Annotated in this window: 21 protein-coding genes; 10 read left to right on the top strand and 11 right to left on the bottom strand. The window is 61.2% G+C overall.

What is annotated here, in order from left to right:
• Positions 1 to 224: 224 nt before the first annotated feature.
• Together ACKJSM_RS14950 and ppsA are read right to left on the bottom strand one after the other, a co-directional pair.
• The gene (locus ACKJSM_RS14950; RefSeq protein ID WP_410238132.1) at positions 225 to 1,214 is read right to left on the bottom strand and encodes an alpha/beta fold hydrolase; all 990 of its coding nucleotides are present in this window, start codon (positions 1,212 to 1,214) and stop codon (positions 225 to 227) included.
• Positions 1,215 to 1,312: 98 nt separating this feature from the next.
• Entirely contained in the window at positions 1,313 to 3,688 is a 2,376-nt protein-coding gene (gene ppsA / locus ACKJSM_RS14955; protein ID WP_410238133.1) for a phosphoenolpyruvate synthase, read from the bottom strand.
• 174 nt (positions 3,689 to 3,862) lie between these two features.
• Here ppsA and ACKJSM_RS14960 point away from each other — a divergent pair, with 174 nt between their 5' ends.
• A complete protein-coding gene (locus ACKJSM_RS14960; protein WP_410238135.1) occupies positions 3,863 to 4,681 on the top strand; it encodes a pyruvate, water dikinase regulatory protein in 819 nt (272 codons plus the stop codon).
• Here ACKJSM_RS14960 and prpD read toward each other — a convergent pair.
• From prpD to ACKJSM_RS14990, 6 genes are all read right to left on the bottom strand, one after another.
• A complete protein-coding gene (prpD, locus tag ACKJSM_RS14965) occupies positions 4,674 to 6,158 on the bottom strand; it encodes a 2-methylcitrate dehydratase (protein ID WP_410238137.1) in 1,485 nt (494 codons plus the stop codon). The genes ACKJSM_RS14960 and prpD overlap by 8 nt on opposite strands.
• Before the next feature lie 117 nt (positions 6,159 to 6,275).
• Positions 6,276 to 7,466: a 2-methylaconitate cis-trans isomerase PrpF gene (gene prpF, locus ACKJSM_RS14970; protein ID WP_410238138.1), complete on the bottom strand. Its 1,191-nt coding sequence runs from the start codon at positions 7,464 to 7,466 to the stop codon at positions 6,276 to 6,278.
• Between the two features lie 56 nt (positions 7,467 to 7,522).
• Positions 7,523 to 10,117, bottom strand: coding sequence for a Fe/S-dependent 2-methylisocitrate dehydratase AcnD (acnD, locus tag ACKJSM_RS14975; protein ID WP_410238139.1), 2,595 nt, complete (start codon positions 10,115 to 10,117; stop codon positions 7,523 to 7,525).
• Positions 10,118 to 10,178: 61 nt separating this feature from the next.
• Positions 10,179 to 11,306: a 2-methylcitrate synthase gene (gene prpC, locus ACKJSM_RS14980; RefSeq protein WP_236182566.1), complete on the bottom strand. Its 1,128-nt coding sequence runs from the start codon at positions 11,304 to 11,306 to the stop codon at positions 10,179 to 10,181.
• Between the two features lie 43 nt (positions 11,307 to 11,349).
• Positions 11,350 to 12,240 (bottom strand): methylisocitrate lyase, encoded by an 891-nt coding sequence (gene prpB / locus ACKJSM_RS14985; protein WP_410238140.1) that lies wholly within the window; start codon positions 12,238 to 12,240, stop codon positions 11,350 to 11,352.
• A complete protein-coding gene (locus tag ACKJSM_RS14990; protein WP_169432611.1) occupies positions 12,237 to 12,959 on the bottom strand; it encodes a GntR family transcriptional regulator in 723 nt (240 codons plus the stop codon). Before ACKJSM_RS14990 ends, prpB begins: the two co-directional genes overlap by 4 nt.
• A gap of 299 nt (positions 12,960 to 13,258) precedes the next feature.
• On the opposite strand from ACKJSM_RS14990, the gene ACKJSM_RS14995 reads away from it, so the two are divergent.
• The 4 genes from ACKJSM_RS14995 (at position 13,259) to pabB (ending at position 17,834) form a co-directional block, all read left to right on the top strand.
• Positions 13,259 to 13,795, top strand: coding sequence for an ATP-dependent zinc protease (locus tag ACKJSM_RS14995; RefSeq protein WP_011333239.1), 537 nt, complete (start codon positions 13,259 to 13,261; stop codon positions 13,793 to 13,795).
• 5 nt (positions 13,796 to 13,800) lie between these two features.
• On the top strand, positions 13,801 to 15,336 hold the full coding sequence (locus ACKJSM_RS15000; RefSeq protein WP_236182564.1) for an inactive transglutaminase family protein: 1,536 nt from the start codon (positions 13,801 to 13,803) through the stop codon (positions 15,334 to 15,336).
• A complete protein-coding gene (locus tag ACKJSM_RS15005) occupies positions 15,336 to 16,322 on the top strand; it encodes an alpha-L-glutamate ligase-like protein (RefSeq protein WP_339489866.1) in 987 nt (328 codons plus the stop codon). The genes ACKJSM_RS15000 and ACKJSM_RS15005 overlap by 1 nt, the downstream gene beginning before the upstream one ends.
• A 168-nt stretch (positions 16,323 to 16,490) precedes the next feature.
• On the top strand, positions 16,491 to 17,834 hold the full coding sequence (gene pabB, locus ACKJSM_RS15010; protein ID WP_410238143.1) for an aminodeoxychorismate synthase component I: 1,344 nt from the start codon (positions 16,491 to 16,493) through the stop codon (positions 17,832 to 17,834).
• A gap of 51 nt (positions 17,835 to 17,885) precedes the next feature.
• On the opposite strand, the gene thrH is transcribed toward pabB, so the two are convergent.
• On the bottom strand, positions 17,886 to 18,503 hold the full coding sequence (thrH, locus tag ACKJSM_RS15015) for a bifunctional phosphoserine phosphatase/homoserine phosphotransferase ThrH (RefSeq protein WP_236182561.1): 618 nt from the start codon (positions 18,501 to 18,503) through the stop codon (positions 17,886 to 17,888).
• 162 nt (positions 18,504 to 18,665) lie between these two features.
• Here thrH and ACKJSM_RS15020 point away from each other — a divergent pair, with 162 nt between their 5' ends.
• From ACKJSM_RS15020 to ACKJSM_RS15030, 3 genes are all read left to right on the top strand, one after another.
• On the top strand, positions 18,666 to 19,400 hold the full coding sequence (locus tag ACKJSM_RS15020) for a phosphoadenylyl-sulfate reductase (RefSeq protein WP_039769972.1): 735 nt from the start codon (positions 18,666 to 18,668) through the stop codon (positions 19,398 to 19,400).
• Between the two features lie 508 nt (positions 19,401 to 19,908).
• Complete coding sequence (locus tag ACKJSM_RS15025) at positions 19,909 to 21,453, top strand: NCS1 family nucleobase:cation symporter-1 (protein ID WP_410238146.1); 1,545 nt, start codon at positions 19,909 to 19,911, stop codon at positions 21,451 to 21,453.
• Positions 21,454 to 21,506: 53 nt separating this feature from the next.
• Positions 21,507 to 22,235 (top strand): aspartate/glutamate racemase family protein, encoded by a 729-nt coding sequence (locus ACKJSM_RS15030; protein WP_085609052.1) that lies wholly within the window; start codon positions 21,507 to 21,509, stop codon positions 22,233 to 22,235.
• Between the two features lie 411 nt (positions 22,236 to 22,646).
• Here the strand turns inward: ACKJSM_RS15030 and ACKJSM_RS15035 are convergent, their stop codons facing one another.
• On the bottom strand, positions 22,647 to 23,570 hold the full coding sequence (locus ACKJSM_RS15035) for a LysR family transcriptional regulator (protein ID WP_410238152.1): 924 nt from the start codon (positions 23,568 to 23,570) through the stop codon (positions 22,647 to 22,649).
• A 125-nt stretch (positions 23,571 to 23,695) separates the two neighbouring features.
• Between ACKJSM_RS15035 and ACKJSM_RS15040 the strand changes: the two genes are divergently transcribed.
• Positions 23,696 to 24,442 (top strand): 3-oxoacyl-ACP reductase family protein, encoded by a 747-nt coding sequence (locus ACKJSM_RS15040; protein WP_236182557.1) that lies wholly within the window; start codon positions 23,696 to 23,698, stop codon positions 24,440 to 24,442.
• Between the two features lie 76 nt (positions 24,443 to 24,518).
• On the opposite strand, the gene ACKJSM_RS15045 is transcribed toward ACKJSM_RS15040, so the two are convergent.
• The gene (locus tag ACKJSM_RS15045) at positions 24,519 to 25,214 is read right to left on the bottom strand and encodes an HAD-IA family hydrolase (protein ID WP_039769963.1); all 696 of its coding nucleotides are present in this window, start codon (positions 25,212 to 25,214) and stop codon (positions 24,519 to 24,521) included.
• 249 nt (positions 25,215 to 25,463) lie between these two features.
• Between ACKJSM_RS15045 and ACKJSM_RS15050 the strand changes: the two genes are divergently transcribed.
• The coding region (locus ACKJSM_RS15050) for a DUF6531 domain-containing protein (protein ID WP_410238149.1) at positions 25,464 to 26,911 on the top strand (1,448 nt) is incomplete at its 3' end.

Here is a 26,911-nt window from a genome sequence, read left to right on the forward strand (position 1 = left end):
AAAAACTCCTGTAACAAGGAAAACGATCAAGGATGTCGCACTCTTTTGAAACGAGTCCCAACGGTCGCTGTTTACCTTAGCCCATGTCATGGTCGCTGAACGAACCTGAACACAGGCTGAAACGTAATAGCGAAACAGTCACCAAATATGACCAGAACCGTCCATAGCGTCATATCTTAGCCGCAAGCCGATTCGAACGAAATGCTCTTTTCAGGGCACTTCGCCTACACCGCTGTCGCCAGATCCGGCTTCTCGCCGAGCAACGGCGTGTGCTGATCCGCCAGCCAACGCGCCACCAGTGGCCAGACCTCAGCCTGCGCCGCCTTGCTGACCAGCATCTCGACATGCCCGAACTGATCGTTGAAACCCTGCTCACGGCCCAGGTTGATGAACTGCTTGTGCTCGGAACCGATCTGTTCGAACAGCTTCCGGCACGCCCAGGCCGGATCCTGATGATCCCCCGCCGCGCTCACTGCCAGCACCGGCACCTGCACATCGGCAAGGCCGGCCCACCAATCCTTGTCCTTGTCGCCAAAACGGCCGAACAGCCCGTACCAGCGCATGCTTTCCAGCGCCAGGCCGATCGGCTCGTCCTCGGGGCCGCGCTTGAGCCGCGAGCCGGACAACTGGGCAAAACGCTTGAGAATGAAGCGCCCGCTCCACTCCACCGGCGGAATCTTCAGCGGCCAGTAAGTACGGCTGACCTGGGTGCCGAAAAACGCCGCCGACGCAACCGCAGGCTCGCCAAGGTATTCGCCGCCCAGCGCAGCCGCCAGCGTGATGCCTCCCAGCGAGTGGCCGATCCAGTGCGGAATCTGCCCGCTCTGCTCTCGGACGAACGCCGCGATCGCCGGCAGATCGTAACGGGCGTAGTCGGCGACCCGGTTGCGACGGTAGTCCTCGTTGCGCCGGGACAGACCGTGACCGCGCATTTCCGGGATCCACACATCGAAACCCAGACGCGTCAGATACGCGCCCAGGCCCAGGCCCTTCGGCGAGAACCAGAAGCGCCGATTGGAAAAACTGCCGTGCAGCAAGATCACCGGCACGCCGCGCGACGCCGGCTCATCGGCCATACCGAGACGGGTCACCGCGATCTCCACGGACCAGTCAGGGCTGTTGCCCGGTTTCAAACGATAAACGTCTTCGCTCAGATCACCGCGTCGCTCGGCGCTGATCAGGGCGACAGGAAATAGGTTGCTGCTGCTTTGCATAATGCTCTTGCACAAAAAAGGGCGGCATCCGGAGAGCTCGCCCTACTTCAATCTTAAAGCCTCGACCCGGTTCAACGGGCCGAAGCTTGATTCACGGCTTATTCCGCCGCCTGGCCTTCGGCAAGGAAGAACCAGGTTTCCAGCACGGTGTCCGGGTTCAGCGACACGCTTTCGATGCCCTGCTCCATCAGCCACTTGGCCAGATCCGGGTGGTCCGAAGGACCCTGACCGCAGATGCCGATGTATTTTCCGGCCTTGTTGCATGCGGCAATCGCGTTGGCCAGCAACTTCTTGACCGCCGGATTACGCTCGTCGAACAGGTGCGCGATGATCCCGGAGTCACGGTCCAGGCCCAGGGTCAGCTGAGTCAGGTCGTTGGAGCCGATCGAGAACCCGTCGAAGAACTCGAGGAATTCTTCGGCCAGGATCGCGTTGGACGGCAGTTCGCACATCATGATCACGCGCAGACCGTTGTCGCCACGGGCCAGGCCGTTTTCGGCGAGCAGATCCACCACCTGACTGGCTTCGCCCAGAGTACGGACGAACGGCACCATGATTTCGACGTTGGTCAGGCCCATCTCGTTGCGCACACGTTTCAGCGCACGGCACTCGAGTTCGAAGCAGTCCCGGAACGATTCGCTGATGTACCGCGAAGCGCCACGGAAGCCCAGCATCGGGTTTTCTTCTTCCGGCTCGTACAGCTTGCCGCCGATCAGGTTGGCGTATTCGTTGGACTTGAAGTCCGACAGACGCACGATGACCTTCTTCGGTGCGAACGCAGCGGCCAGCGTACTGATGCCCTCAACCAGTTTCTCGACATAGAAGCCGACCGGATCGTCGTAACCGGCGATGCGCTTGTCGACGCTGTCCTTGATGTCCTGCGGCAGGCTGTCGTAATTCAACAGCGCTTTCGGGTGCACGCCGATCATGCGGTTGATGATGAATTCCAGACGGGCCAGGCCCACACCGGCGTTCGGCAGCTGCGCGAAGTCGAAGGCGCGGTCCGGGTTGCCGACGTTCATCATGATCTTGAACGGCAGTTCCGGCATGGCGTCGACGGAGTTCTTCTTGATGTCGAAGCCCAGTTCGCCTTCGAAGATGTAACCGGTGTCGCCTTCGGCGCAGGACACGGTCACGCCCTGGCCATCCTTCAGCAGTTGGGTGGCGTTGCCGCAACCGACGACCGCCGGGATTCCCAGCTCACGGGCGATGATCGCCGCGTGGCAGGTACGACCGCCACGGTTGGTGACGATGGCGCTGGCGCGCTTCATGACCGGTTCCCAGTCCGGGTCGGTCATGTCGGAGACCAGCACGTCGCCCGGCTGGACCTTGTCCATCTCGGAGACGTCCTTGATGATCCGCACCTTGCCCGCGCCGATGCGCTGGCCGATGGCACGACCTTCCACCAGCACGGTGCCGGTTTCTTTCAGCAGGTAACGCTCCATGACGTTGGCCTGGGTGCGGCTCTTCACGGTTTCCGGACGGGCCTGCACGATGTACAGCTTGCCGTCGTCACCGTCCTTGGCCCACTCGATGTCCATCGGGCAGCCATAGTGCTTCTCGATGATCATCGCCTGCTTGGCCAGCTCGCTGACTTCTGCGTCGGTCAGGCAGAAACGCGCGCGGTCGGTCTTGTCGACATCAACGGTTTTCACGGAACGACCGGCCTTGGCCTCGTCGCCGTAAATCATCTTGATGGCCTTGCTGCCCAGGTTGCGACGCAGGATCGCCGGGCGACCGGCTTCCAGCGTGCCCTTGTGGACATAGAATTCGTCCGGGTTCACCGCGCCTTGTACAACGGTTTCGCCCAGGCCGTAGGCGCCGGTGATGAACACCACGTCACGGAAGCCGGATTCGGTATCGAGGGTGAACATCACGCCGGCGGTGCCGGTTTCCGAACGCACCATGCGCTGCACGCCGGCCGACAGGGCGACCAGCTTGTGGTCGAAGCCCTGGTGGACGCGGTAGGAAATGGCACGGTCGTTGAACAGGGATGCGAACACTTCCTTGGCCGCGCGGATGACGTTTTCGACGCCACGGATGTTCAGGAAGGTTTCCTGCTGACCGGCGAACGAAGCGTCCGGCAGGTCTTCGGCGGTGGCGGAGGAACGCACCGCCACGGCCACGTCAGGATTGCCGGCCGACAACGCGGCGAACGCGGTGCGGATCTCGGTGTTCAGTTTTTCAGGGAATTCGGCTTCCATGATCCATTGGCGGATCTGGGCGCCCGTCTTGGCCAGGGCATTGACGTCATCGACGTCCAGCGCATCGAGGGCCTTGTGGATCTGATCGTTCAGACCGCTCAGTTCCAGGAAGTCGCGATAGGCTTGCGCGGTGGTGGCGAAGCCGCCGGGGACCGAAACACCGGCACCGGCCAGGTTACTGATCATCTCGCCCAGGGATGCGTTCTTGCCCCCCACATGCTCAACATCGTGTTTGCCGAGCTTATCGAGGGAAACTACGTACTCTACCAAGGTGATCTCTCCACTAACTGTGTTGGAAAAGCTCAGAAACCGGCGGCTCGGGGGAGCATTGGCCGGCTGTATGGCCTGGACCTGGAAAATAAGTGAGAATGCGGGCCAATGGCGGCCGGCAAACCGCGCCTATCATATCCAGAAATGCTCATTAGCTTAAGGCCCAAGGTGCAAATGAAACGATCTGCTTTCTTTATCTCCGATGGCACCGGCATCACCGCCGAAACCCTGGGTCAAAGCCTTCTGGCGCAGTTCGAAAACATTACCTTCAGCAAATTCACGCGACCGTACATCGACAGCGTTGAAAAAGCGCGGGCCATGGTACAACAAATCGACAAAGCCGCTGAAACCGACGGTTTCCGGCCGATTATCTTCGACACCATCGTCAATCAGGACATCCGTGAGATTCTCGCAACCTCCAATGGTTTCATGATCGACATTTTCTCGACGTTCCTCGCCCCGCTCGAGCAGGAACTGACCGAGCATTCTTCCTACACCGTCGGCAAGTCCCACTCCATCGGCCACAACTCCAATTACATGGAGCGGATCGAGGCGGTGAACTTCGCCCTCGACAACGACGACGGCGCCCGCACCCACTATTACGACAAGGCCGACCTGATACTAGTGGGCGTGTCGCGTTGTGGTAAGACGCCGACGTGTCTGTACATGGCGATGCAATTTGGCATCCGCGCAGCCAACTATCCGCTGACCGAAGACGACATGGAACGCCTGCAACTGCCGGCCGCCCTGCGCGCCCACCAGCACAAGCTGTTCGGCCTGACCATCGACCCGGACCGCCTCACCGCAATCCGCAACGAACGCAAGCCCAACAGCCGTTATTCGAGCTACGCCCAGTGCGAGTTCGAAGTGCGCGAGGTGGAAAACCTGTTCCGCCGCGAGAACATCCCGAACATCAACTCCACGCATTTTTCGGTGGAAGAGATTTCCGCGAAGATCCTCGTGGAGAAAGGCGTCGAGCGGCGCTTCAAATAACCCATAAATCCATAAACCGGTTCACCGGCGTGGCCTCGAGCCGCGCCTGATCCTTGCACAACGCAACAATCTCCCCGCTGCGCTGCCCGGTGAAGCGGGTCGCCAGATTTGCCCTGAATTTGTCCTCCAGCAATGGAATGCCCTCGGCGCGACGCCGGCGATGCCCGATCGGGTACTCCACCACCACGTTTTCCGTGCTCGAACCGTCCTTGAAAAACACCTGCACCGCGTTGGCAATCGAGCGTTTGTCAGCCTCCAGGTATTCGCGGGTGAAGCGCGGATCTTCGACAATGACCATTTTTTCGCGCAGCACATCGATGATCGGATGGGCCTTGTGGAAATCGTCTTCGTACTGCTCGGCCACCAGATTGCCGAACGCCAGCGGCACGGCGGTCATGTACTGAAGGCAGTGATCGCGATCAGCGGCGTTGGCCAGCGGCCCGACCTTGGAAATGATGCGGATCGCCGATTCGTGGGTGGTGATGACGATCCGGTCGATTTCATGCAGTCGGTTGCGCACCTGAGGGTGCAGCGCCACAGCCGCTTCGCAAGCGGTTTGCGCGTGAAATTCGGCGGGGAAGCTGATCTTGAACAGCACGTTTTCCATCACGTAGCTGCCGAACGGCCGCGAGAAGCTGAAGGCGCGCTTGTCTTCCGGTTTGAGCGCCAGATCGTTGTTGGTGTGGCTGAACAAAACGTCGTAAAAGCCCCACTGCCTGGCACTCAAGACGCCGGGAATCCCCATTTCGCCGCGCATCGCGATATCCGCCAGCCGCACGCCCCGGCTCGAAGCATCCCCCGCCGCCCAGGATTTGCGCGAACCGGCGTTCGGCGCATGGCGGTACGTGCGCAATGCCTGACCGTCGGCGAACGCATGAGACAACGCCGATAACAGTTGCTCGCGGTTGGCACCCATCAGTTTGGCGGTCACGGCCGTCGAGGCGACTTTCACCAGGATGACGTGGTCGAGGCCTACACGATTGAAGGAGTTTTCCAGGGCGATCACACCTTGAATCTCGTGGGCCATGATCATGGCTTCGAGTACATCGCCCACGGTCAGCGGCGCTTCGCCATTAGCCAGGCGCTTTTGCGACAGGTGATCGGCCACCGCGAGAATCCCGCCGAGGTTGTCCGACGGATGGCCCCACTCAGCGGCGAGCCAGGTGTCGTTGTAATCGAGCCAGCGCACGATGCAGCCGATGTCCCACGCCGCTTTTACCGGGTCGAGGCGATAGGACGTGCCGGGGACCCGAGCGCCGAACGGCACGACGGTGCCTTCGACAATCGGGCCGAGGTGCTTGGTGCATTCGGGGAAACGCAGGGCCAGCAGGCCGCAGCCCAGGGTGTCCATCAGGCAGTTGCGGGCGGTATCGAAGGCTTCGGGGGATTGGATTTTGCAGGTGAGGACGTAATCGGCGATGTCCTGCAGGACACGGTCGTAGTCGGGGCGGTTGTTCAGGTCGACGTTGGCGCTCATGTTCGATTCACTCTTGAAAGTGGTTCGTTGATGGGACCTCGGCTCAGGGCTGATTTTCTTCTTATTGAACTCCATATTGCGGTGAGAGCGAACAAGCTCGCTCTCACCTGCTGCTCGTTAGAACGAATCTCCAGGCACGCGGACGAAGCCTTCCATGAGGACCCGCGCACTGCGGCTCATGATCGCCTTCTTCACCACCCACTCACCGTTTTCCAGGCTGGCCTCAGCCCCGACGCGCAACGTCCCGGACGGATGTCCGAAGCGCACCGCATTACGCTCGACACCACCAGCCGCCAGGTTCACCAAGGTGCCCGAGATGGCTGCTGCGGTGCCAATCGCCACCGCCGCCGTTCCCATCATCGCGTGGTGCAGCTTGCCCATCGACAGCGCCCGCACGAGCAAATCCACATCCCCGGCGCCAATGGCTTTGCCACTCGACGCCACGTAATCCGCAGGTTTGGCGACAAACGCAACCTTAGGCGTGTGTTGACGCTTGGCCGCTTCATCCAGACTGGAAATCAGCCCCATGCGCAGCGCGCCATAAGCGCGAAGGGTTTCAAACATCTGCAACGCTTTCGGATCGCTGTTGATCGCGCCCTGCAGTTCGGTGCCGGTGTAACCGATGTCTTCGGCGTTGACGAAGATCGTCGGGATACCCGCGTTGATCATGGTCGCCTTGAACGTACCGACGCCCGGCACTTCCAGCTCGTCGATCAGGTTGCCGGTGGGGAACATCGAGCCACCGCCGCCCTCTTCTTCCGCCGCCGGGTCCATGAATTCGACCTGGACTTCGGCAGCCGGGAAGGTCACGCCGTCGAGCTCGAAATCACCGGTTTCCTGGACTTCACCGTTGGTGATCGGCACATGGGCAATGATGGTCTTGCCGATGTTGGCCTGCCACACGCGAACCACCGCCACGCCGTTGTGCGGAATGCGGCTGGCGTCCACCAGACCGTTGCTGATGGCGAACGAACCGACCGCCGCCGACAGGTTGCCGCAGTTGCCGCTCCAGTCCACGAACGGCTTGTCGATCGACACCTGACCGAACAGGTAATCGACGTCGTGATCGGCCTTGATGCTTTTCGACAGGATCACGGTTTTGCTGGTGCTGGACGTGGCGCCGCCCATGCCGTCGATCTGTTTGTCGTAGGGGTCGGGGCTGCCGATCACCCGCAGCAACAGCGCATCGCGGGCCGGGCCGGGAATCTGCGCGGCTTCGGGCAGATCCTTGAGGCTGAAAAACACGCCTTTGCTGGTGCCGCCACGCATGTACGTGGCGGGGATTCTGATCTGTGGTGCGTGAGCCATGAGTGCTCCTCAAAAGGGACCAAAGGACTCATCGTCCCTTGGTCGCCTGGCTTGTTTTAAACGGCAACCGCCGACTCTTCGAGGAAGTCCTGGGCGAAGCGCTGCAATACGCCGCCAGCCTCATAGATCGACACTTCTTCGGCGGTGTCGAGGCGGCAGGTCACCGGCACGTCAACGCGTTCGCCGTTCTTGCGGTGGATCACCAGCGTCAGGTCGGCGCGCGGCGTGCGCTCGCCGATCACATCGTAGGTTTCACTGCCGTCGATGCCCAGGGTCTTGCGGTCGGTGCCCGGTTTGAATTCCAGCGGCAACACGCCCATGCCCACCAGGTTGGTGCGGTGAATGCGCTCGAAACCTTCGGCGGCAATCGCTTCCACACCCGCCAGACGCACCCCCTTGGCCGCCCAGTCGCGGGACGAACCCTGACCGTAGTCGGCGCCGGCGATGATGATCAGCGGCTGCTTGCGCTCCATGTAGGTTTCGATGGCTTCCCACATGCGCATGACCTTGCCTTCCGGCTCGACACGAGCCAGCGAGCCCTGTTTGACCTTGCCGTTTTCCACGACCATTTCGTTGAACAGTTTCGGGTTGGCGAAGGTCGCGCGCTGCGCGGTCAGGTGGTCGCCACGGTGGGTCGCGTAAGAGTTGAAGTCCTCTTCCGGCAGGCCCATTTTCGCCAGGTATTCGCCGGCGGCGCTGTCGAGCATGATCGCGTTCGACGGCGACAGGTGATCGGTGGTGATGTTGTCCGGCAGCACCGCCAGCGGGCGCATGCCCTTGAGCGGGCGAGCCCCGGCCAGCGCGCCTTCCCAGTACGGCGGACGGCGGATGTAGGTGCTCATTTCGCGCCAGTCGTACAGCGGCGTGACTTTCGGGCCGGTGTCTTCATGGATGGCGAACATCGGGATGTAGACCTGACGGAACTGCTCGGGCTTGACCGAGGACTTGACCACGGCGTCGATTTCTTCGTCGCTCGGCCAGATGTCTTTCAGGCGGATTTCCTTGCCGTCGACCACGCCCAGCACATCTTTCTCGATATCGAAGCGGATGGTGCCGGCAATCGCGTAGGCCACCACCAGCGGCGGCGAAGCGAGGAACGCTTGCTTGGCGTACGGGTGAATCCGCCCGTCGAAGTTACGGTTACCGGACAGCACAGCGGTCGCGTACAGATCCCGGTCGATGATTTCCTGCTGAATCACCGGATCCAGCGCGCCGGACATGCCGTTGCAGGTGGTGCAGGCGAAAGCAACGACGCCGAAACCGAGTTGCTCCAGTTCCGTGGTCAGCCCCGCTTCATCGAGGTACAGCGCCACGGTTTTCGAGCCCGGCGCCAGCGACGACTTGACCCACGGCTTGCGGGTCAGGCCGAGCTTGTTGGCGTTGCGCGCCAGCAGACCGGCGGCGATCACGTTGCGCGGGTTGCTGGTGTTGGTGCAACTGGTGATGGCAGCGATGATCACCGCGCCGTCCGGCATTTGCCCCGGCACGTCTTCCCACTGGCCGGCGATGCCTTTGGCCGCCAGATCCGACACCGCCACACGGGCGTGCGGGTTGCTCGGGCCGGCCATGTTACGCACCACCGAAGACAGATCGAAGGTCAGGCCGCGCTCGTACTGCGCGCCCTTCAGGCTGTCGGCCCACAGGCCGATCTGCTTGGCGTATTGCTCGACCAGTTGCACTTGCTGGTCTTCACGACCGGTGAGTTTCAGGTAGTCGATGGTCTGCTGGTCGATGTAGAACATCGCGGCAGTGGCGCCGTATTCCGGGGCCATGTTGGAGATGGTCGCGCGATCGCCCAAGGTCAGCGCGGAAGCACCTTCGCCGAAGAACTCCAGCCAGGCGCCGACCACTTTCTGTTTGCGCAGGTATTCGGTCAGCGCCAGCACCATGTCGGTGGCGGTGATGCCCGGCTGCAGCTTGCCGGTCAGTTCGACGCCAACGCTTTCCGGCAGGCGCATCCACGACGCGCGGCCGAGCATCACGCTCTCGGCTTCAAGCCCACCGACGCCGATGGCGATCACGCCCAGCGCATCGACATGTGGGGTGTGGCTGTCGGTGCCGACGCAGGTATCCGGGAACGCCACGCCGTCGCGCACCTGGATCACCGGGGACATTTTCTCCAGGTTGATCTGGTGCATGATGCCGTTGCCCGGCGGGATCACGTCAACGTTCTTGAAGGCCTTTTTGGTCCAGTTGATGAAGTGGAAACGGTCTTCGTTGCGACGGTCTTCGATGGCGCGGTTCTTCTCGAAGGCCAGCTTGTCAAAACCGCCCGCCTCCACCGCCAGCGAGTGGTCGACGATCAGTTGGGTCGGCACCACCGGGTTGACCTGCGCCGGGTCGCCACCCTGCTGGGCAATCGCGTCGCGCAGGCCGGCCAGATCCACCAGCGCGGTCTGGCCGAGAATGTCGTGGCACACCACACGCGCCGGGAACCACGGGAAGTCGAGGTCGCGTTTGCGCTCGATCAGTTGTTTCAGGGAATCGGTGAGCGTGGCCGGGTCGCAGCGACGCACGAGGTTTTCCGCCAGCACGCGAGAGGTGTATGGCAGGGTGTCGTAGCTGCCAGGCTGGATCGCATCGACAGCCGCGCGGACGTCGAAAAAGTCCAGCGGCGTGCCAGGCAGGTTCTTGCGAAATTCTGTGTTCATCGGTCAGGACTCGGTCACGGTAGTTTCAAAGAGGGGGCGCCTGTGCCGGCGCCCTCCCCGGTCAGCGCTGTTCGATGGGCACGAACTTGCGCTGTTCGACGCCGGTGTACTCGGCGCTTGGACGGATGATGCGGTTGTTGGCGCGCTGTTCGAACACGTGCGCTGCCCAGCCGGTCAGGCGCGAGCAGACGAAGATCGGGGTGAACAGCTTGGTCGGGATGCCCATGAAGTGGTACGCCGAGGCATGGTAGAAGTCGGCGTTGGGGAACAGTTTCTTTTGCTCCCACATGGTCTTGTCGATGGCTTCCGAAACCGCGAACAACACCTTGTCGCCCACTTCGTCAGCGAGTTTTTTCGACCAGCCCTTGATCACCTCGTTGCGCGGATCGCTGTCCTTATAGATCGCGTGGCCGAAGCCCATGATCTTGTCCTTGCGCTCGAGCATGCCGAGGGTGCCCTTGATCGCCTCTTCCGGCGACGAGAAGCGCTCGATCATTTCCATCGCCGCTTCGTTGGCGCCGCCGTGCAGCGGACCGCGCAGCGAGCCGATGGCTGCCGTGACGCAGGAATACAGGTCGGACAGGGTCGACGCACACACCCGAGCGGTGAAGGTCGAGGCGTTGAATTCGTGCTCGGCGTAGAGGATCAGCGACACGTTCATCACCTTGACGTGCAGGTCGCTCGGCTTCTTGTCGTGCAGCAGGTGCAGGAAGTGGCCGCCGATGGACTGCTCGTCAGTCACGCAGTTGATGCGTTTGCCGTCGTGGCTGAAGCGATACCAGTAGCACATGATCGCCGGGAAGGCAGCCAGCAGGCGGTCGGTCTTGTCGCGTTGCTCGGAGAAGTCTTTCTCCGGCTCGATGTTGCCCAGGAACGAACAACCGGTGCGCATCACGTCCATCGGATGGGCGTCGGCGGGGATGCGTTCCAGCACTTCTTTCAGCGCTTGCGGCAGGTCGCGCAGCTTGCTCAGTTTGCCTTGATACTCGGCGAGCTGTGCCTGGGTCGGCAGCTCTCCGTAGAGCAGCAGGTAGGCCACTTCTTCAAATTGTGCGTCTGCCGCCAGTTCGCGCACGTCGTAGCCACGATAGGTCAGCCCGGCACCGGCCTGGCCCACGGTGGACAGTGCGGTTTGCCCGGCGACCTGGCCCCGGAGCCCGGCGCCACTGAGTACTTTTGCTTCGGCCATTGTTGTCTCCAATCTTGAATTTATTAGGGAGTACGGTTGCGGCTTACTTCTTCGCCGCAAACAACGCGTCGAGCTTTTGCTCGAAGGTGTGGTAATCGATGCGATCGTAAAGCTCCATGCGAGTCTGCATGGTGTCGATGACACTCTGTTGGGTGCCGTCGCGGCGGATCGCGGTGTAGACGTTTTCCGCCGCCTTGTTCATCGCACGGAACGCCGACAGCGGGTACAGCACCAGCGACACATCTGCTCCCGCAAGCTGCTCGGTGGTGTACAGCGGCGTCGAGCCGAATTCGGTGATGTTGGCCAGGATCGGCGCCTTCACGCGACTGGCGAACAGCTTGTACATCTCCAGCTCCGTGATGGCTTCCGGGAAGATCATGTCGGCGCCGGCCTCGATGCACGCGGCGGCGCGATCCAGTGCCGATTCCAGACCTTCAACGGCCAATGCGTCGGTGCGGGCCATGATCACGAAGCTGTCGTCGGTGCGGGCATCGACGGCGGCCTTGATGCGGTCGACCATTTCCTGCTGGGTCACGATCTCTTTGTTCGGACGGTGGCCGCAGCGCTTGGCGCCGACCTGGTCTTCGATGTGAATCGCCGCCGCGCCGAACTTGATCATCGACTTGACGGTGCGGGCCACATTGAACGCCGAGGCGCCAAAACCGGTGTCCACGTCCACCAGCAGCGGCAGGTCGCAGACGTCGGTGATGCGGCGGACATCGGTCAGCACGTCATCCAGACCGGTGATACCCAGGTCCGGCACGCCGAGGGAGCCGGCAGCCACCCCGCCACCCGACAGGTAGATCGCCTTGAAACCGGCGCGCTTGGCCAGCAGTGCGTGGTTGGCGTTGATCGCCCCGACCACTTGCAGCGGATGTTCGCTGGCGACCGCATCGCGGAAACGCTGGCCTGGAGTGCTCTTGTTGGAACTCATGACTCACCTCGTTCAGTGGCTGTCTTGTTGTCGGCGCCGTCCTGGTAATGACGGGCGATGTTGCGTTTCGAGGCGCCGATGTGACGGCGCATCAACAATTCCGCGAGCTCGCCGTCACGGTCGGCGATGGCATCGAGAATCCGGTGGTGTTCGGCAAAGGCCTGGCGCGGGCGATTGGGTGTGGTGGAAAACTGGATGCGGTACATGCGCACCAGTTGATAGAGCTCGCCGCAGAGCATTTGCGTGAGGGTGCGGTTGCCGCTGCCCTGGATGATCCGGTAGTGAAAGTCGAAATCGCCTTCCTGCTGGTAATAGCCGACGCCGGCCTGAAACGCCGCATCACGCTCGTGGGTTTCCAGCACCCGGCGCAGTTCGTCGATTTCTTCGACGCTCATGCGTTCGGCCGCCAGACGGCAGGCCATGCCTTCGAGGGATTCGCGGATTTCGTAGAGTTCGAGCAATTCGGCGTGGCTCAGCGACACCACCCGCGCACCGACGTGCGGTACGCGCACCAGCAGGCGCTGGCCTTCCAGCCGGTGGATCGCCTCGCGCAGGGGCCCGCGGCTGATGCCGTAGGTGCGCGCCAGTTCCGGCTCGGAGATCTTGCTGCCCGGGGCGATCTCGCCTTTGACGATGGCCGCCTGGATGCGCCGGAAGACGTTTTCCGAGAGCGTCTCGGAATCGTCGCCGCTGATCACCGGGGGATCGAGTTGATCCAGCATATTGTCGACACCTTCAAATCCAATGCGGCAAAAACTAGCGAATCAGCCCGTATCAGTCAAAGGATAAATAAGGATTGTCGACAATCGTCTAATAAGCCTTTGTAACAGCCCCAAGGGTTATAGACCGGTCCCGGCGCTGGCGCCATAAAAACACCGTGCTAGAATGCCGCCCGCATTTGCGAGTCATTTGCACGGCTTGTCATAAAAAGCTGATAGGCACACGAAGGCGATGGGCAGACAGGGTTTCCTGATGCCATGGCCCTGAACCGAGAACGGAACGCTGCTCGCCAGGATTTATGAGACTCAAGCCCTTCCCCACATTCTTTGCACTGTTTTGCCTGCCCGGCCTCGCTGCGGCGGGGGAAAAGACCGTGTACGGCCTCAACGAATACGCAGCCCTCGACGGGATCAACCTGGAAGTGGCGGCGAAACTCGACACCGGGGCGAAAACCGCCTCTCTGAGTGCCCGCGACATCAAACGCTTCAAACGCAACGGCGAGTCCTGGGTGCGTTTCTACCTGGCCATCGACGCCGCGCATTCGCACCCGATCGAACGGCCGCTGGCCCGGGTCAGCAAGATCAAGCGCCGCGCCGGCGACTACGACCCGGAAGAAGGCAAGAAGTACACCGCGCGCCCGGTAATCGAGCTGGACATCTGCATGGGTTCGGCGATGCGCAGCATCGAAGTGAACCTGACCGACCGTAGTGCGTTCCAATATCCGCTTTTGATCGGCTCCGAGGCGCTGAAACGCTTCGATGCGCTGGTCGATCCCAGTCTTAAATACGCTGCCGGCAAACCTGCCTGCGCCATCGCCGCTCATACCGCCGAGTAATTTCCATGCGTTCTCTAACCTTCCACCTGAAAGTCCTGATCACCATCCTGGTGTTGTTGGGCGTTTCGGTTACGGCCTATCAGATTTTCGTGCTCGGCATCCCGGTGACCGAAGACGCCACCGACGACTTGTGGAACATCGACGCCAAGGTCGAGTTCGTCGCCAGCTCCAAGGATCCGGTGAAGATCCAGATGTTCGTGCCGCCCCTGAGCCGCGATTACGTCAGCCTCAATGAAAGCTTCATCTCCAATAACTACGGCGTGGCGGTCAACCGCGTCGACGGCAACCGCAAGGTCACCTGGTCGGCGCGCCGGGCCAAGGGCAATCAGACTCTTTATTACCGGCTGGTGCTGACCAAGCGTTACACCGCCGAGAAAACCAAGGTCAAAGGCCCGACGTTCCGCGACAGCATGGCCGTCGAAGGCCCGGAAAAGATCGCCGCCGAAGCCTTGCTCGCGCCGATCCGCCAGCACTCGGCCGACGTCGAGACCTTCATCGGCGAAGCGATCAAACGTGTCAACAACGTCAACGACGACAACGTCAAACTGTTGCTGGCCGGCGATCCGTCGACACCGCACAAAGCCAAAATCGTTGAACTGCTGCTGTCCATCGCTCACGTGCCGGTGGAGAAAGTCCACACCATCCGCCTCGTCGCCGATCAGCCGCAAACCCCGGAACTCTGGCTACGCAGCTTCAACGGCACCGACTGGCTGTACTTCAACCCGGACACCGGCGAGCAAGGCCTGCCGACCGACCGCCTGCTGTGGTGGAGCGGTGACGAGAACCTGATCACCGTTGACGGCGGCAAGAAAGCCAACGTGACCTTCAGCCTGAACAACAGTGAGATGAACGCGATTCGTCTGGCCAAGCTGACCGACGAAAACACCGACGCCAACTTCCTCGAGTACTCGCTGTACGGCCTGCCGCTGCAAACCCAGCAGACGTTCATGATCATGGTGATGATCCCGATCGGCGTGCTGGTGATCCTGATCCTGCGCAACCTGATCGGCCTGCAGACCCTCGGCACCTTTACACCGGTGCTGATCGCCCTGGCCTTCCGCGAAACCCAGCTGGGCTTCGGCATCCTGCTGTTTACCGTGATCACCGCGCTCGGGTTATCGCTGCGTTCGTATCTGGAACACTTGAAGCTGCAAATGCTGCCGCGCCTGTCGGTGGTGCTGACGTTCGTGGTGGTGCTGATCGCGGCGATCAGTCTGTTCAGTCACAAGCTGGGTCTGGAGCGCGGCCTGTCGGTGGCGCTGTTCCCGATGGTGATTCTGACCATGACCATCGAACGCCTGTCGATCACCTGGGAAGAACGCGGCGCCAGCCATGCCATGAAAGTGGCGATCGGCACTTTGTTCGCGGCGTCCCTGGCGCACCTGATCATGACCGTTCCGGAGATGGTGTACTTCGTGTTCACCTTCCCGGCGATCCTGCTGATTCTGGTGGGCTTCATGCTGGCGATGGGGCGCTATCGCGGTTATCGGCTGACCGAGCTGGTGCGTTTCAAGGCTTTCCTGAAGAAGGCTGACGCCTGATGTTCGGTTTCTGGAAGACCTGGAAGGCCCTGGAAGCGCGGGGCATCATGGGCATCAATCGGCGAAATGCCGACTACGTGCTCAAGTACAACAAGCGCAGCCTGTACCCGATCGTCGATGACAAGATCATCACCAAGGAACGCGCGATCAAGGCCGGCATTCACGTGCCGGAACTGTATGGCGTGATTTCCACGGAGAAGGAAATCGACAAGCTCGGCCAGATCATCGGCGGGCACAACGACTTCGTGATCAAGCCGGCCCAGGGCGCCGGCGGTGACGGCATCATCGTGATCGCCGACCGTTTCGAGGGCCGCTATCGCACGGTGTCGGGCAAGATCCTCGCCCATGAAGAGCTGGAGCACCATATCTCCAGCATCCTCACCGGCCTGTATTCGCTGGGCGGGCACCGCGACCGGGCGCTGATCGAATATCGGGTGACCCCGGACCAGATCTTCAAGAGCATCAGCTACGAAGGCGTGCCGGACATCCGCATCATCGTGCTGATGGGTTACCCGGTGATGGCGATGCTGCGTTTGCCGACCCGCCAGTCCGGCGGCAAGGCCAACCTGCACCAGGGCGCCATCGGCGTCGGTGTCGATCTGGCCACCGGCCTGACCCTGCGCGGCACCTGGCTGAACAACATCATCACCAAACACCCGGACACCACCAACGCGGTGGACGGCGTGCAACTGCCCTACTGGGACGGGTTCATGAAGCTCGCCGCCGGCTGCTATGAGCTGTGTGGCCTGGGGTACATCGGCGTCGACATGGTGCTGGACCAGGAGAAAGGCCCACTGATTCTGGAGCTGAATGCGCGACCGGGGCTGAATATCCAGATCGCCAACGATTGCGGGCTGACGTTGCGCACCCATGCGGTGGAAGCGCATCTGGAAGAGCTCAAGGCGCGGGGTGTGACGGAGTCGGTTGAAGAGCGGGTGGCGTTTGCCCAGGCATTGTTCGGGCACATTCCGGCGGTCGAGGGCTGATACCACGAGGATCGATTTCATGATCGTTCCCACGCAGACGGTTCGACGCGGGAAAGATCAAGCGTGATACCTGCCGCCAATCTGCCAATCCCCGACATCCCCTCTAGGAGCAATTCCCGGAGGGGACTACAATCCCCACCCCGCCTCGATGGCCGATCTGCCCCGCCCATGTTGACCTGTTCCGTACACCCGCTGCCCTATCGCGCCAACCCCGCCGACTATTTCGCGGCCGTCCGCCATGCGCCCGGCGCCGTGCTGCTCGACAGTGGCCGGCCGAGTGCCGACCGTGGCCGTTATGACCTGCTCAGCGCCTGGCCGCTGGAACAACTGGCGGTATTGCCGGACGAACGCGGCGACAGTTTCCTGCAACGCCTGCGAGACACTCTGACGCGGTTGGGCGACGCACAATTGCCTGACGGGTACGAATTGCCTTTCGCCGGCGGCCTGATCGGTTACCTGAGCTATGACTTCGGCCGGCATCTGGAAAATCTGCCGAGCCAGGCCCGGGATGACCTGCAACTGCCTGATGCGCGTTTTGGTCTGTACGACTGGGCCTTGATCAGCGATCACCAATCGGCCACCAGCCAACTGGTGTTTCACCCGTCGGTCAGCACCCGCGAGAAACAGCGCTTGGTCAATGTATTCAGCCAACCGGCAGGCAGCGAATTGATCCCGTTCAGGCTGAACAGTCCCATGGCGGCTGATCTTTCGGCCGATGAATACCGCCAAGCCTTCGAACGTATCCAGCATTACATCCAGGCCGGCGACTGCTATCAGGTCAACTTCGCCCAGCGATTCCGAGCGCCGTGCCAGGGCGATCCATGGCTGGCCTACTGCAAGTTGCGCGAAGCCTGCCCGACACCGTTTTCCGGGTTCCAGAGCCTGCCTGACGGCAACGCGGTGCTGAGCCTGTCGCCCGAGCGTTTCGTCAAAGTCAGCCAGCGTCAAGTGGAAACCCGCCCGATCAAGGGCACCCGCCCCCGTGGCGCGACCCCGGCCGAAGACGCGGCGAACGCCGCCGAACTGCTGGCCAGCCCCAAGGATCGTGCGGAAAACCTGATGATCGTCGACCTGCTGCGCAACGATCTGGGCCGTACCTGCCGCATCGGCTCGGTGCGGGTGCCGGAGCTGTTCAGCCTGGAAAGCTATCCGAACGTGCATCACCTGGTCAGCAGCGTGACCGGTGAACTGGCGGAAAATCGCGACGCCCTGGACCTGATCGCCGGTAGCTTCCCCGGCGGCTCGATCACTGGCGCACCGAAGATTCGTGCGATGCAGATCATCGACGAACTGGAACCGACCCGACGCGGGTTGTATTGCGGTTCGTTGCTGTATCTGGACGTGCGCGGCGAGATGGACAGCTCTATCGCGATCCGCAGTCTACTGGTGAAGGATGGGCAGGTGTGCTGCTGGGGCGGTGGCGGGATCGTCGCCGATTCAGATTGGGAAGCGGAGTATCAGGAGTCGATCACCAAGGTCAGAGTCCTGCTGGAAACCCTGCAGAGCCTCTGACTAGAGCACTTGATCGTTCCCGCGCTCCGCGTAGGAACGATCATCAGGCGGCTAAAGGGATAAGTCGCGGTTCGAGGCTTTGAGGAATGCCTGCTTCAACTCGGCAAACGTATGCACCGCCGGAAACTGCGGAAACTCCCGAATCACGTTATCCGGCGCATGAAACAGAATCCCCGCATCCGCCTCGCCCAGCATGCTGGTGTCGTTGTAGGAATCCCCCGCCGCAATCACCCGGTAATACAGGCTCTTGAAGGCCAGGACGGACTGACGTTTCGGATCTTTCTGACGCAACTGGTAGCTGGTCACCCGACCGCTGTCGTCCGTGATCAGACGGTGGCAGAGCAACGTCGGAAAGCCCAGCTGACGCATCAGCGGCTGGGAAAACTCGTAGAACGTGTCCGATAGAATCACCACCTGGAACCGCTCGCGCAGCCAGTTGACGAACTCCACCGCACCGTCCAGCGGTTTGAGGGTGGCGATCACTTCCTGAATGTCCGAAAGCTTCAGGCCATGCTCGTCGAGGATACGCAGGCGCTGTTTCATCAGCACGTCGTAGTCGGGAATGTCCCGGGTGGTGGCCTTGAGCGATTCGATTCCGGTTTTTTCGGCGAAGGCGATCCAGATTTCCGGTACCAGCACCCCTTCAAGATCAAGACAGGCAATTTCCACAGGACACTCCATTTGTAATGTTTATTGAGCCGAGCGAGCCCGAACTCTAGCGGCTCGATCTGGAGCGCGCAACGCAGAGGCTGCCCCGGCGCGCGTTGCTTTTTGTTAACATCGCCGCCATATAGAGCGCCCAGCGCCACCGACCTGTAGGAAGCCGCCCTGATGAGCCCAACGTTCGACGTCGTGGAACTCGCCACGACCTATGCCAACAAATCCGCGCAGGACATCCTCAAGCTCGCGTTCGCCGAGTTCGGCGATGACCTGTGGATATCTTTCAGCGGCGCCGAGGATGTGGTGCTGGTGGACATGGCCTGGAAGCTGAACAAGAACGTCAAGGTGTTCAGTCTCGACACCGGCCGCCTGCATCCGGAAACCTACCGGTTCATCGATCAGGTGCGCGAGCACTACAAGATCGACATCGAACTGGTCTCGCCGGACTACACGAAACTTGAACCCTTCGTGAAGGAAAAAGGCCTGTTCAGCTTCTACAAGGACGGTCATGGCGAATGCTGCGGGATCCGCAAGATCGAGCCGCTGCGCCGCAAGCTCTCCGACGTGAAGGCCTGGGCCACCGGCCAGCGCCGCGACCAAAGCCCAGGCACCCGCAGCGCCGTCGCGGTGATGGAAATCGATACAGCGTTCTCCACGCCGGAGCGCACCCTGTACAAATTCAACCCACTGGCGCAGATGACCAGCGAGGAAATCTGGGGCTACATCCGCATGCTGGAGCTGCCGTACAACAGCCTGCATGAGCGCGGTTTCATCAGCATCGGCTGCGAACCCTGCACCCGCCCTGTCCTGCCAAACCAGCACGAACGTGAAGGTCGCTGGTGGTGGGAAGAAGCGACCCAGAAAGAATGCGGGTTGCATGCCGGGAACATCATCAGCAAGGCGTAAATTCCCGGCCCGATGATGCGACTGTGGGAGCCAGTCAGCTCCCACAGTGTTCTATACCCGCCTTAAAAATGTGTACACACGAATGTCACCATCGGTGCCATTTATGTGTGCACTTTTCATTTCTGCGCCCTGAAAAGTTACATCGCGCTCCCGAAGCGGTCCTTCCCCGCGCCAGCCAAAATCCCGGCAGAAAAATAAATTCCTGTTCAAACGGTCAATTTATATCGCCGGCATTTCAATGACTTGGCGAACATCAATAACTTTTCGAAATCAGCGGTGGTTTTCATAGATCGCCGGCTGGCACAGATTTGGCTTTAGTGCATACATGTTTTGTATACAAAACCGCAAAACATGAACCCACACTTTCGATCCGCAAGCCTGAAGCGCCCTATCCCGTACAGGCTGCAGATGCCCCTAACCTGTGATGTTTCACCGCCGCGACGAAGATCTGCCGAGCCCGAACGCTCATGCACAGTCATCGCGGCCCGAACATCAGGAGCCTGCCGGAATGCGTACGAGTCTCTCCAATAACAACATCGCGCTGAATCTGCCCGCCTCTTCAACCCTCGATCACACCGTGCCCGGTGATGGGATCGTCGAACCGCTGCAACTGAGCCCGCGTCTGCACAACAGCGACCTCGCGCCGACCAGGGTCGAGGGACGACGCTGGGGCAAATACAGCATCTTTGCCCTGTGGACCAACGATGTGCACAACATCGCCAACTATTCGTTTGCCATCGGTCTGTACGCCTTGGGCCTGGGCGGCTGGCAGATTCTGCTGTCGCTGGGGATCGGCGCGGCGCTGGTGTACTTCTTCATGAACCTGTCCGGTTACATGGGGCAGAAGACCGGGGTACCGTTTCCGGTGATCAGCCGGATCAGTTTCGGCATCCACGGGGCGCAGATTCCTGCATTGATCCGGGCGGTGATCGCCATCGCCTGGTTCGGGATTCAGACGTACCTGGCGTCGGTGGTATTGCGCGTGTTGCTCACGGCGATCCATCCCGGTTTCGCCGACTATGACCATGACTCGATCCTCGGCCTGTCGAGCCTGGGCTGGGTGTGCTTCGTGGCGATCTGGTTCGTGCAGCTGGCGATCCTGGCCTACGGCATGGAAATGGTTCGCCGCTACGAAGCTTTCGCCGGGCCGGTGATTCTGCTGACCGTCGCCTGCCTTGCCGCCTGGATGTACACCCAGGCCAACGCCACCATCGCGTGGTCGATTCGTGAGCCGCTGAGCGGCGGCGAGATGTGGCGCAACATTTTTGCCGGCGGCGCCTTGTGGCTGGCGATCTACGGCACACTGATCCTCAACTTCTGCGACTTCGCCCGCTCTTCGCCGTGCCGCAAAACCATCAAGGTCGGAAACTTCTGGGGCCTGCCGGTGAATATTCTGGTGTTCGCCGGGATCACTGTCCTGCTGTGCGGAGCGCAATTTCAGATCAACGGCCGGATCATCGAAAGCCCGACCGAGATCATTGCCTCGATCCCCAATACATTCTTTCTGGTGCTCGGCTGCCTGGCGTTCCTGATCGTCACCGTGGCGGTGAACATCATGGCCAACTTCGTCGCGCCGGCCTTCGTGCTGAGCAACCTGGCGCCGAAGTACCTGACCTTCCGCCGTGCCGGACTGATCAGCGCAACGATTGCCGTGCTGATCCTGCCGTGGAACCTCTACAACAGCCCGCTGGTGATCGTGTATTTCCTGTCCGGCCTCGGCGCACTTCTCGGCCCGCTGTACGGCGTGATCATGGTCGACTACTGGCTGATCCGCAAAGGCCGGATCCACGTGCCGCAGTTGTACAGCGAAAACCCCAACGGCGCTTATTACTACAGCCGCGGGGTCAATCTGCGGGCCGTGGCGGCCTTCATTCCGGCCGCGCTGATCGCCATCGTTCTGGCTCTGGTGCCGGGCTTCCACAGCGTCTCGCCCTTCTCCTGGCTGATCGGTGCCGGCATTGCCGGGATGCTCTACTTGATCATCGCCAAACGCCAGCCGCACTACGCCGACGTGGACGGTGAAGCCATCGCTGTCGACAACGTCAGCCACTGAATCTTGGCGGCCCTTTCGCGGGGCCGCAGAACCAACCGTTATAAGGACTTCCCATGCGTATTCTCGTGGTCAACGTCAACACCACCGAATCCATCACCCAGGCCATCGCCCGTTCGGCGCAGGCTGTCGCGTCCCCCGGCACCGAAATCGTCGGCCTGACGCCGCACTTTGGCGCTGACTCAGTTGAAGGTAATTTCGAAAGCTATCTGGCCGCCATTGCCGTGATGGACCGGGTGATGTCCTACGACCAGCCATTCGACGCGGTGATCCAGGCCGGTTATGGCGAGCACGGTCGCGAAGGTTTGCAGGAATTGCTCAACGTGCCGGTGGTGGACATCACCGACGCGGCGGCCAGCACCGCGATGTTTCTCGGCCACGCCTATTCGGTGGTGACCACACTGGATCGCACCGTGCCACTGATCGAGGATCGGCTGAAACTGTCCGGCCTGTGGGATCGCTGCGCCTCGGTGCGGGCCAGTGGTCTGGCGGTTCTGGAGCTGGAGCACGAGCCGCAACGGGCGCTGGAAGCGATCGTGCATCAGGCGGAACTGGCAGTGACGCAGGATAAAGCCGAAGTGATTTGCCTGGGTTGCGGCGGCATGGCCGGGCTCGACGAGAAGATCCGTCAGCGCACCGGCGTGCCGGTGGTGGATGGCGTCACAGCGGCCGTGACCATCGCCGAATCGCTGGTGCGACTGGGCCTGTCGACCTCCAAGGTACGCACGTACGCGACGCCACGGCCGAAAACCATCATCGGCTGGCCAGCACGTTTTGCGCGTTGAAGCTGCCGCTCATCTGAAAATGAAGCCGCGGATGGTCGGCCCCCCTCCTTGCGTCCCCCGTTTCAGAGCCTTCAAAAGGAAGCCAAACAATCGCAGCCTTTGCACCTGATACTTCTTACAGTTGTGCCTGGTGGGAGGCGCAGGCCCACTGACCGCTCGGCAACTCGATTAACGGCAGTTCCCGTTGCTTTCACGCAAATCCAGGAGGGTGAACATGAAAAATGCAACTGCTCGTGTATACGCACTATTGATCCTTGGCGGCACCATGGCGTTTCTCAGCAGCACGGCGGCGACAGCCGCGCTGTGCACACCGATCTGGTGCCCATAACGCTGAAGCATCAATGATGCGTTGTTGAACCGGCGCCTGCCTTCATTGGCAAACAGTGAAGGCAGACGCTCCATTGCACCTCTTCAAATCGCAGCAAAGCGCTTGGCCAATCCCTGCTGCGCAAACTGCTCAATGACGAAATCGACGAACGCCCGGGTCTTGCCCGGCAACAATTTGTGTTCGGCGTAATAGATGGAGATGTTGCCGTCGTCGACGTACCAGTCCGGCAAGACCCGCTGCAACGTCCCCGCCTCAAGGTAGCCGACCGCGAACGGCATGCTCACCAACGCAATCCCCAGCCCCTGCGCCGCCGTGGCGCAGGCGGCTTCGGAATCGCTCATGGTCATTCGTGCCTTGAGGGTCAGCGGGCTGTGTTGTCGGGTTCGGTGCGTCAACTGCCAGGAGCGCACGCGTCCGGTTTGCGGTGAGCGGATCAGGATGCCCTCGTGCAGCGTGAGGTCTTCCGGTTCACTGATCGGCGCGTACCGATCCAGATAATCCGCAGAAGCCACCAATACCCGATGCGCCGGCGTCAGCTTGCGCGCCACCACGCCTTGGGGCAGTTCGAAGCCTCCACCAATCGCCGCATCGAAACCCTGTCCGATCAGATCGACCTGGCGGTTATCGAAGTGCCAGTCCGGGTTGATCGCCGGAAACCTTTTCAGGAATTCCCCCAGCAACGGCACGATGTACAAGCGGCCAAACACCGTGCCCATGCTGACTTTCAGCGTGCCGGCCGGCTGGCCACCGGCGCTGGCCAGATTGTTCACCGCGTTCTGGATGGTGGTGAGGCTGCCGCTGACCTCACTCAGAAACAATTGCCCCGCTTCCGTCAGGGTCAACCGACGAGTGCTACGCTGGAACAGCCTCACGCCGAGGCGCGCTTCCAGTTTCGCCACGCTTTTGCCCACGGCGGCCGGTGTCAGGCTCAGGCGTCGCGCGGCTTCGGCAAAGCTGCCGACTTCGGCGCTGCGTACGAAGCATTCGATACTGCTGAAGGTTTCCATGGCGGCCATTCTAAACTTTTGGTTTACACAGACTATAGCAACCACGGTCTACCCGCTTATTGGCGAGGGGCAGATACTCGACACCACACCAAGGCAGCCTGCCTTGAAATTTCTGGAGATCGAACATGACCACTCAACACCTCAGCGGTAAAGTCGCTCTGATTCAAGGCGGCTCTCGCGGCATCGGTGCCGCCATCGTCAAACGCCTGGCCGCTGAAGGCGCCGCAGTTGCCTTTACTTACGTCAGCTCGGCTGCCAAGGCTGAAGAACTGCAAAACAGCATCACGGCTACCGGCGGCAAAGCCCTGGCGATCAAGGCTGACAGCGCCGACGCCAGTGCCATCCGCCACGCCGTAAGCGCCACTGTCGAATCCTTTGGCCGCCTCGACATTCTGGTCAACAACGCCGGTGTACTGGCCGTCGCCCCGCTGGAAGATTTCAAACTGGAAGACTTCGACCAGACCCTGGCAATCAACGTGCGCAGCGTGTTCATCGCCAGCCAGGAAGCCGCCAGACACATGGGCGAAGGCTCGCGCATCATCAACATCGGCAGCACCAACGCCGACCGCATGCCCTTCGCCGGTGGCGGCGTGTATGCGATGAGCAAGTCCGCGCTGGTGGGCCTGACCAAAGGCCTGGCCCGCGACCTCGGCCCACGCGGCATCACCATCAACAACGTGCAGCCCGGCCCGGTCGATACCGACATGAACCCGGCCCACGGCGAGTTCGCCGACAGCCTGATTCCGCTGATGGCCGTCGGCCGTTACGGCACGGCCGAGGAAATCGCCAGCTTCGTCGCCTACCTCGCAAGCCCGGAGGCCGGTTATATCACCGGGGCCAGCCTGACCATCGACGGTGGTTTCGGCGCCTGATTGATCAGGTTGTCGATAACGAAAAACGCCGCCCCTCCTTTAACAGAGGGGCGGCGTTTTCATGTCGGCGGTTTGATCAGGCCCAGTCCAGCGCCGGCAAGCCGCACGCACTCGGCGTGAACGCTTTCAACGTACGAAGAATCCCGTCGGCGTGTGCGTATTTTTCATCGGCCATGGCGGCATCGGGAATCGCGATGGCGGTCATGCCGGCTGCTTTCGCCGCTGTCACGCCGAATGGCGAATCTTCGAACACCAGACAATCTTCCGGCGCTACACCCAGGCGGCGCGCGGCGGTGAGGAAGATGTCCGGTGCCGGTTTGGCCGCGCCGACTTCCGGGTCGTCCGCCGTGACGATGAAGTCGAACAGCGCGAACCAGTCGCGGTGCAACGTGGTTTTCTGACCGAACGACTGACGCGATGAACTGGTGCCGACGGCAATCGGAATGTTGTGCGCCTTGAGGTGGCGGATCAGTTCCTCGGCGCCCGGCATCGCTTGCGCGGTGGGAAAACGCTCGCGCATCAGCGGTTCGCGAATCACCAGAAACTCTTCGGCGGTGATCGGCAAATCCAGCGCTTCGACGACATACCGGGCCAGATCGCCAGCGCCACGCCCGATGATGTTCTGCTTGATGCTCCAATCGAATGTGCGCCCGTAACGCGCGGCAATCAGCGAGGTAACCTCGGTGTAGATGCCCTCGGTGTCCAGCAGCAAACCGTCCATGTCGAAAATCACGGCCTTGATCGGGCCGAACGCCTTCAGCGGTGCATTCATCATCGGATCCGTTATCAAAGACATCCCAGGCGGCGTGTGTAGCGCCGCTGCTCGGATCTGATTAAAGGGTTCAGCAGCATAGCGAGCGCGGTTGAGGTTGAGCAACGGGCAATGTTGGTTGTCCGCTGAACACCCTCCCGCACATTTAGAGAATCGCCCTACAGATATCGCCTACTCGGCTGACTTCTTTCCTGTTTGATCCCCCGCACAGTTTCGCGCCATCCCCCTGATGCGCACGAGTGACTGCGAATGCTTCCATCCGACCAACTCCTGAAACTGAACAACAGCATTGGTTTGCTGGTGGTCGCTGCGCTGAACCCTGATCAGCCCGACGTCGAAAAGCTGATTCGTGAATTTCGCCTCTGCCTCAACCACTATGACACCTGGGCCGAGCAGTTCTGGACGGGCACCGCATTGAGTGTCGAGCAGGTGTTCCAGGTCGGCAACGATGTTCGACTCAGTGCACCGGTTGGCAGCCGCAAACCCATCAGCTCCTCCGTGGTCATGTGCCCCGCCACCGGCCCCCTGACGCTGGTGCACATGTTCGAAGCCGCGCGCTTCGTGCCGATCGGCGATACGCCGGTGATTCTTGAACCGGTCATTTCCGATGTCGACGGCGTTTTGGGGTTCGGCGATCCACTGCGTTACACCATCGGCCCCAGCGGCATTCTCAAGGTCGACGATTGCGACCGGGGCCAGCGTTATCGCATCACCTTCTTTCCCGATGTTTCTACCGCGCATGTCCAGGCGTTGTATGCCTCGTATCAGGGTCTTCTTGAGGGTCTGGAAGGCTGGCTGCGTGAGGAATGGAAAGGGTTTCAACCGCAGTGGACGGCGTTTTCCAGCGCCGGTTTCACCGAGCGTTACGGGCAGCTGCAACGGGCTGACTGGCACGGTTTTGAAACTGCCCTGAACGGTGTCTGGGACGACGTGAAGCAGCTGTTTGCCCTGCTTGCAGACTTGCAGGCCAACAGCGAAAAACTTCTGCAGTACCTGTCCAGCACTGAACTGGAGGCCTTGCTCCAGGCGTCCAGCGAGGCCATTGCCAACGGCCTGCTGATGCTCAGCGATGAGCCGTTGCTGTTCATTTATCTGGCGGCCTTTACCAGTTGGCTGAAGATGCTGCCGCCACAGTATCTGGCCGAGGTGGTGGCCGAAGTTCGCGCCGAGCTGCTGATCAGTTTTCTGTTGATGTGTGTGTCGGGTGGCATGGGTGTGCCGCTGCGGCTGAGCACCAAGGTACTGGGCAAGATCAAGTCGCCCCGTGCGCGGGCATGGCTGGCGGCTTCGGCGCTGCGGCTGGCGGAGCTGACCTCCGCGACTGATCTGACCCGGCATGCGAGCGCATTGAAACCGCTGATGGTCAATGCAGGTCCGGCACCGTTGCGGCCGACACCGGCCATTGCGCTGGAGGTTCGCACGGCCGATTCGCTGGTGCTGACAGTGCCCAATCCAGCGGCCATTTCCCGTGACAAGTCCCACGGCATGACGCGAATGGAACGGCATGAGCCTCGGGATGAGGCTTCGGATCAGGCGAAAAATCCTAACGGTGACAGCGCCGATTGTGCGCCGAGGACCTGCACCAACGGCTGTCCGGTGTCGATGGTTACCGGCGAAGAACTGCTGACCCTGACTGACGGCGTGCTCGACGGGCTGCTGCCGTTCGAGTTCACTCGGTTGTACCGCAGCAGTGCCGC

The sequence above is a fragment of the Pseudomonas sp. PHC1 genome (assembly GCF_046487845.1).
Taxonomy (GTDB): domain Bacteria; phylum Pseudomonadota; class Gammaproteobacteria; order Pseudomonadales; family Pseudomonadaceae; genus Aquipseudomonas; species Aquipseudomonas sputi.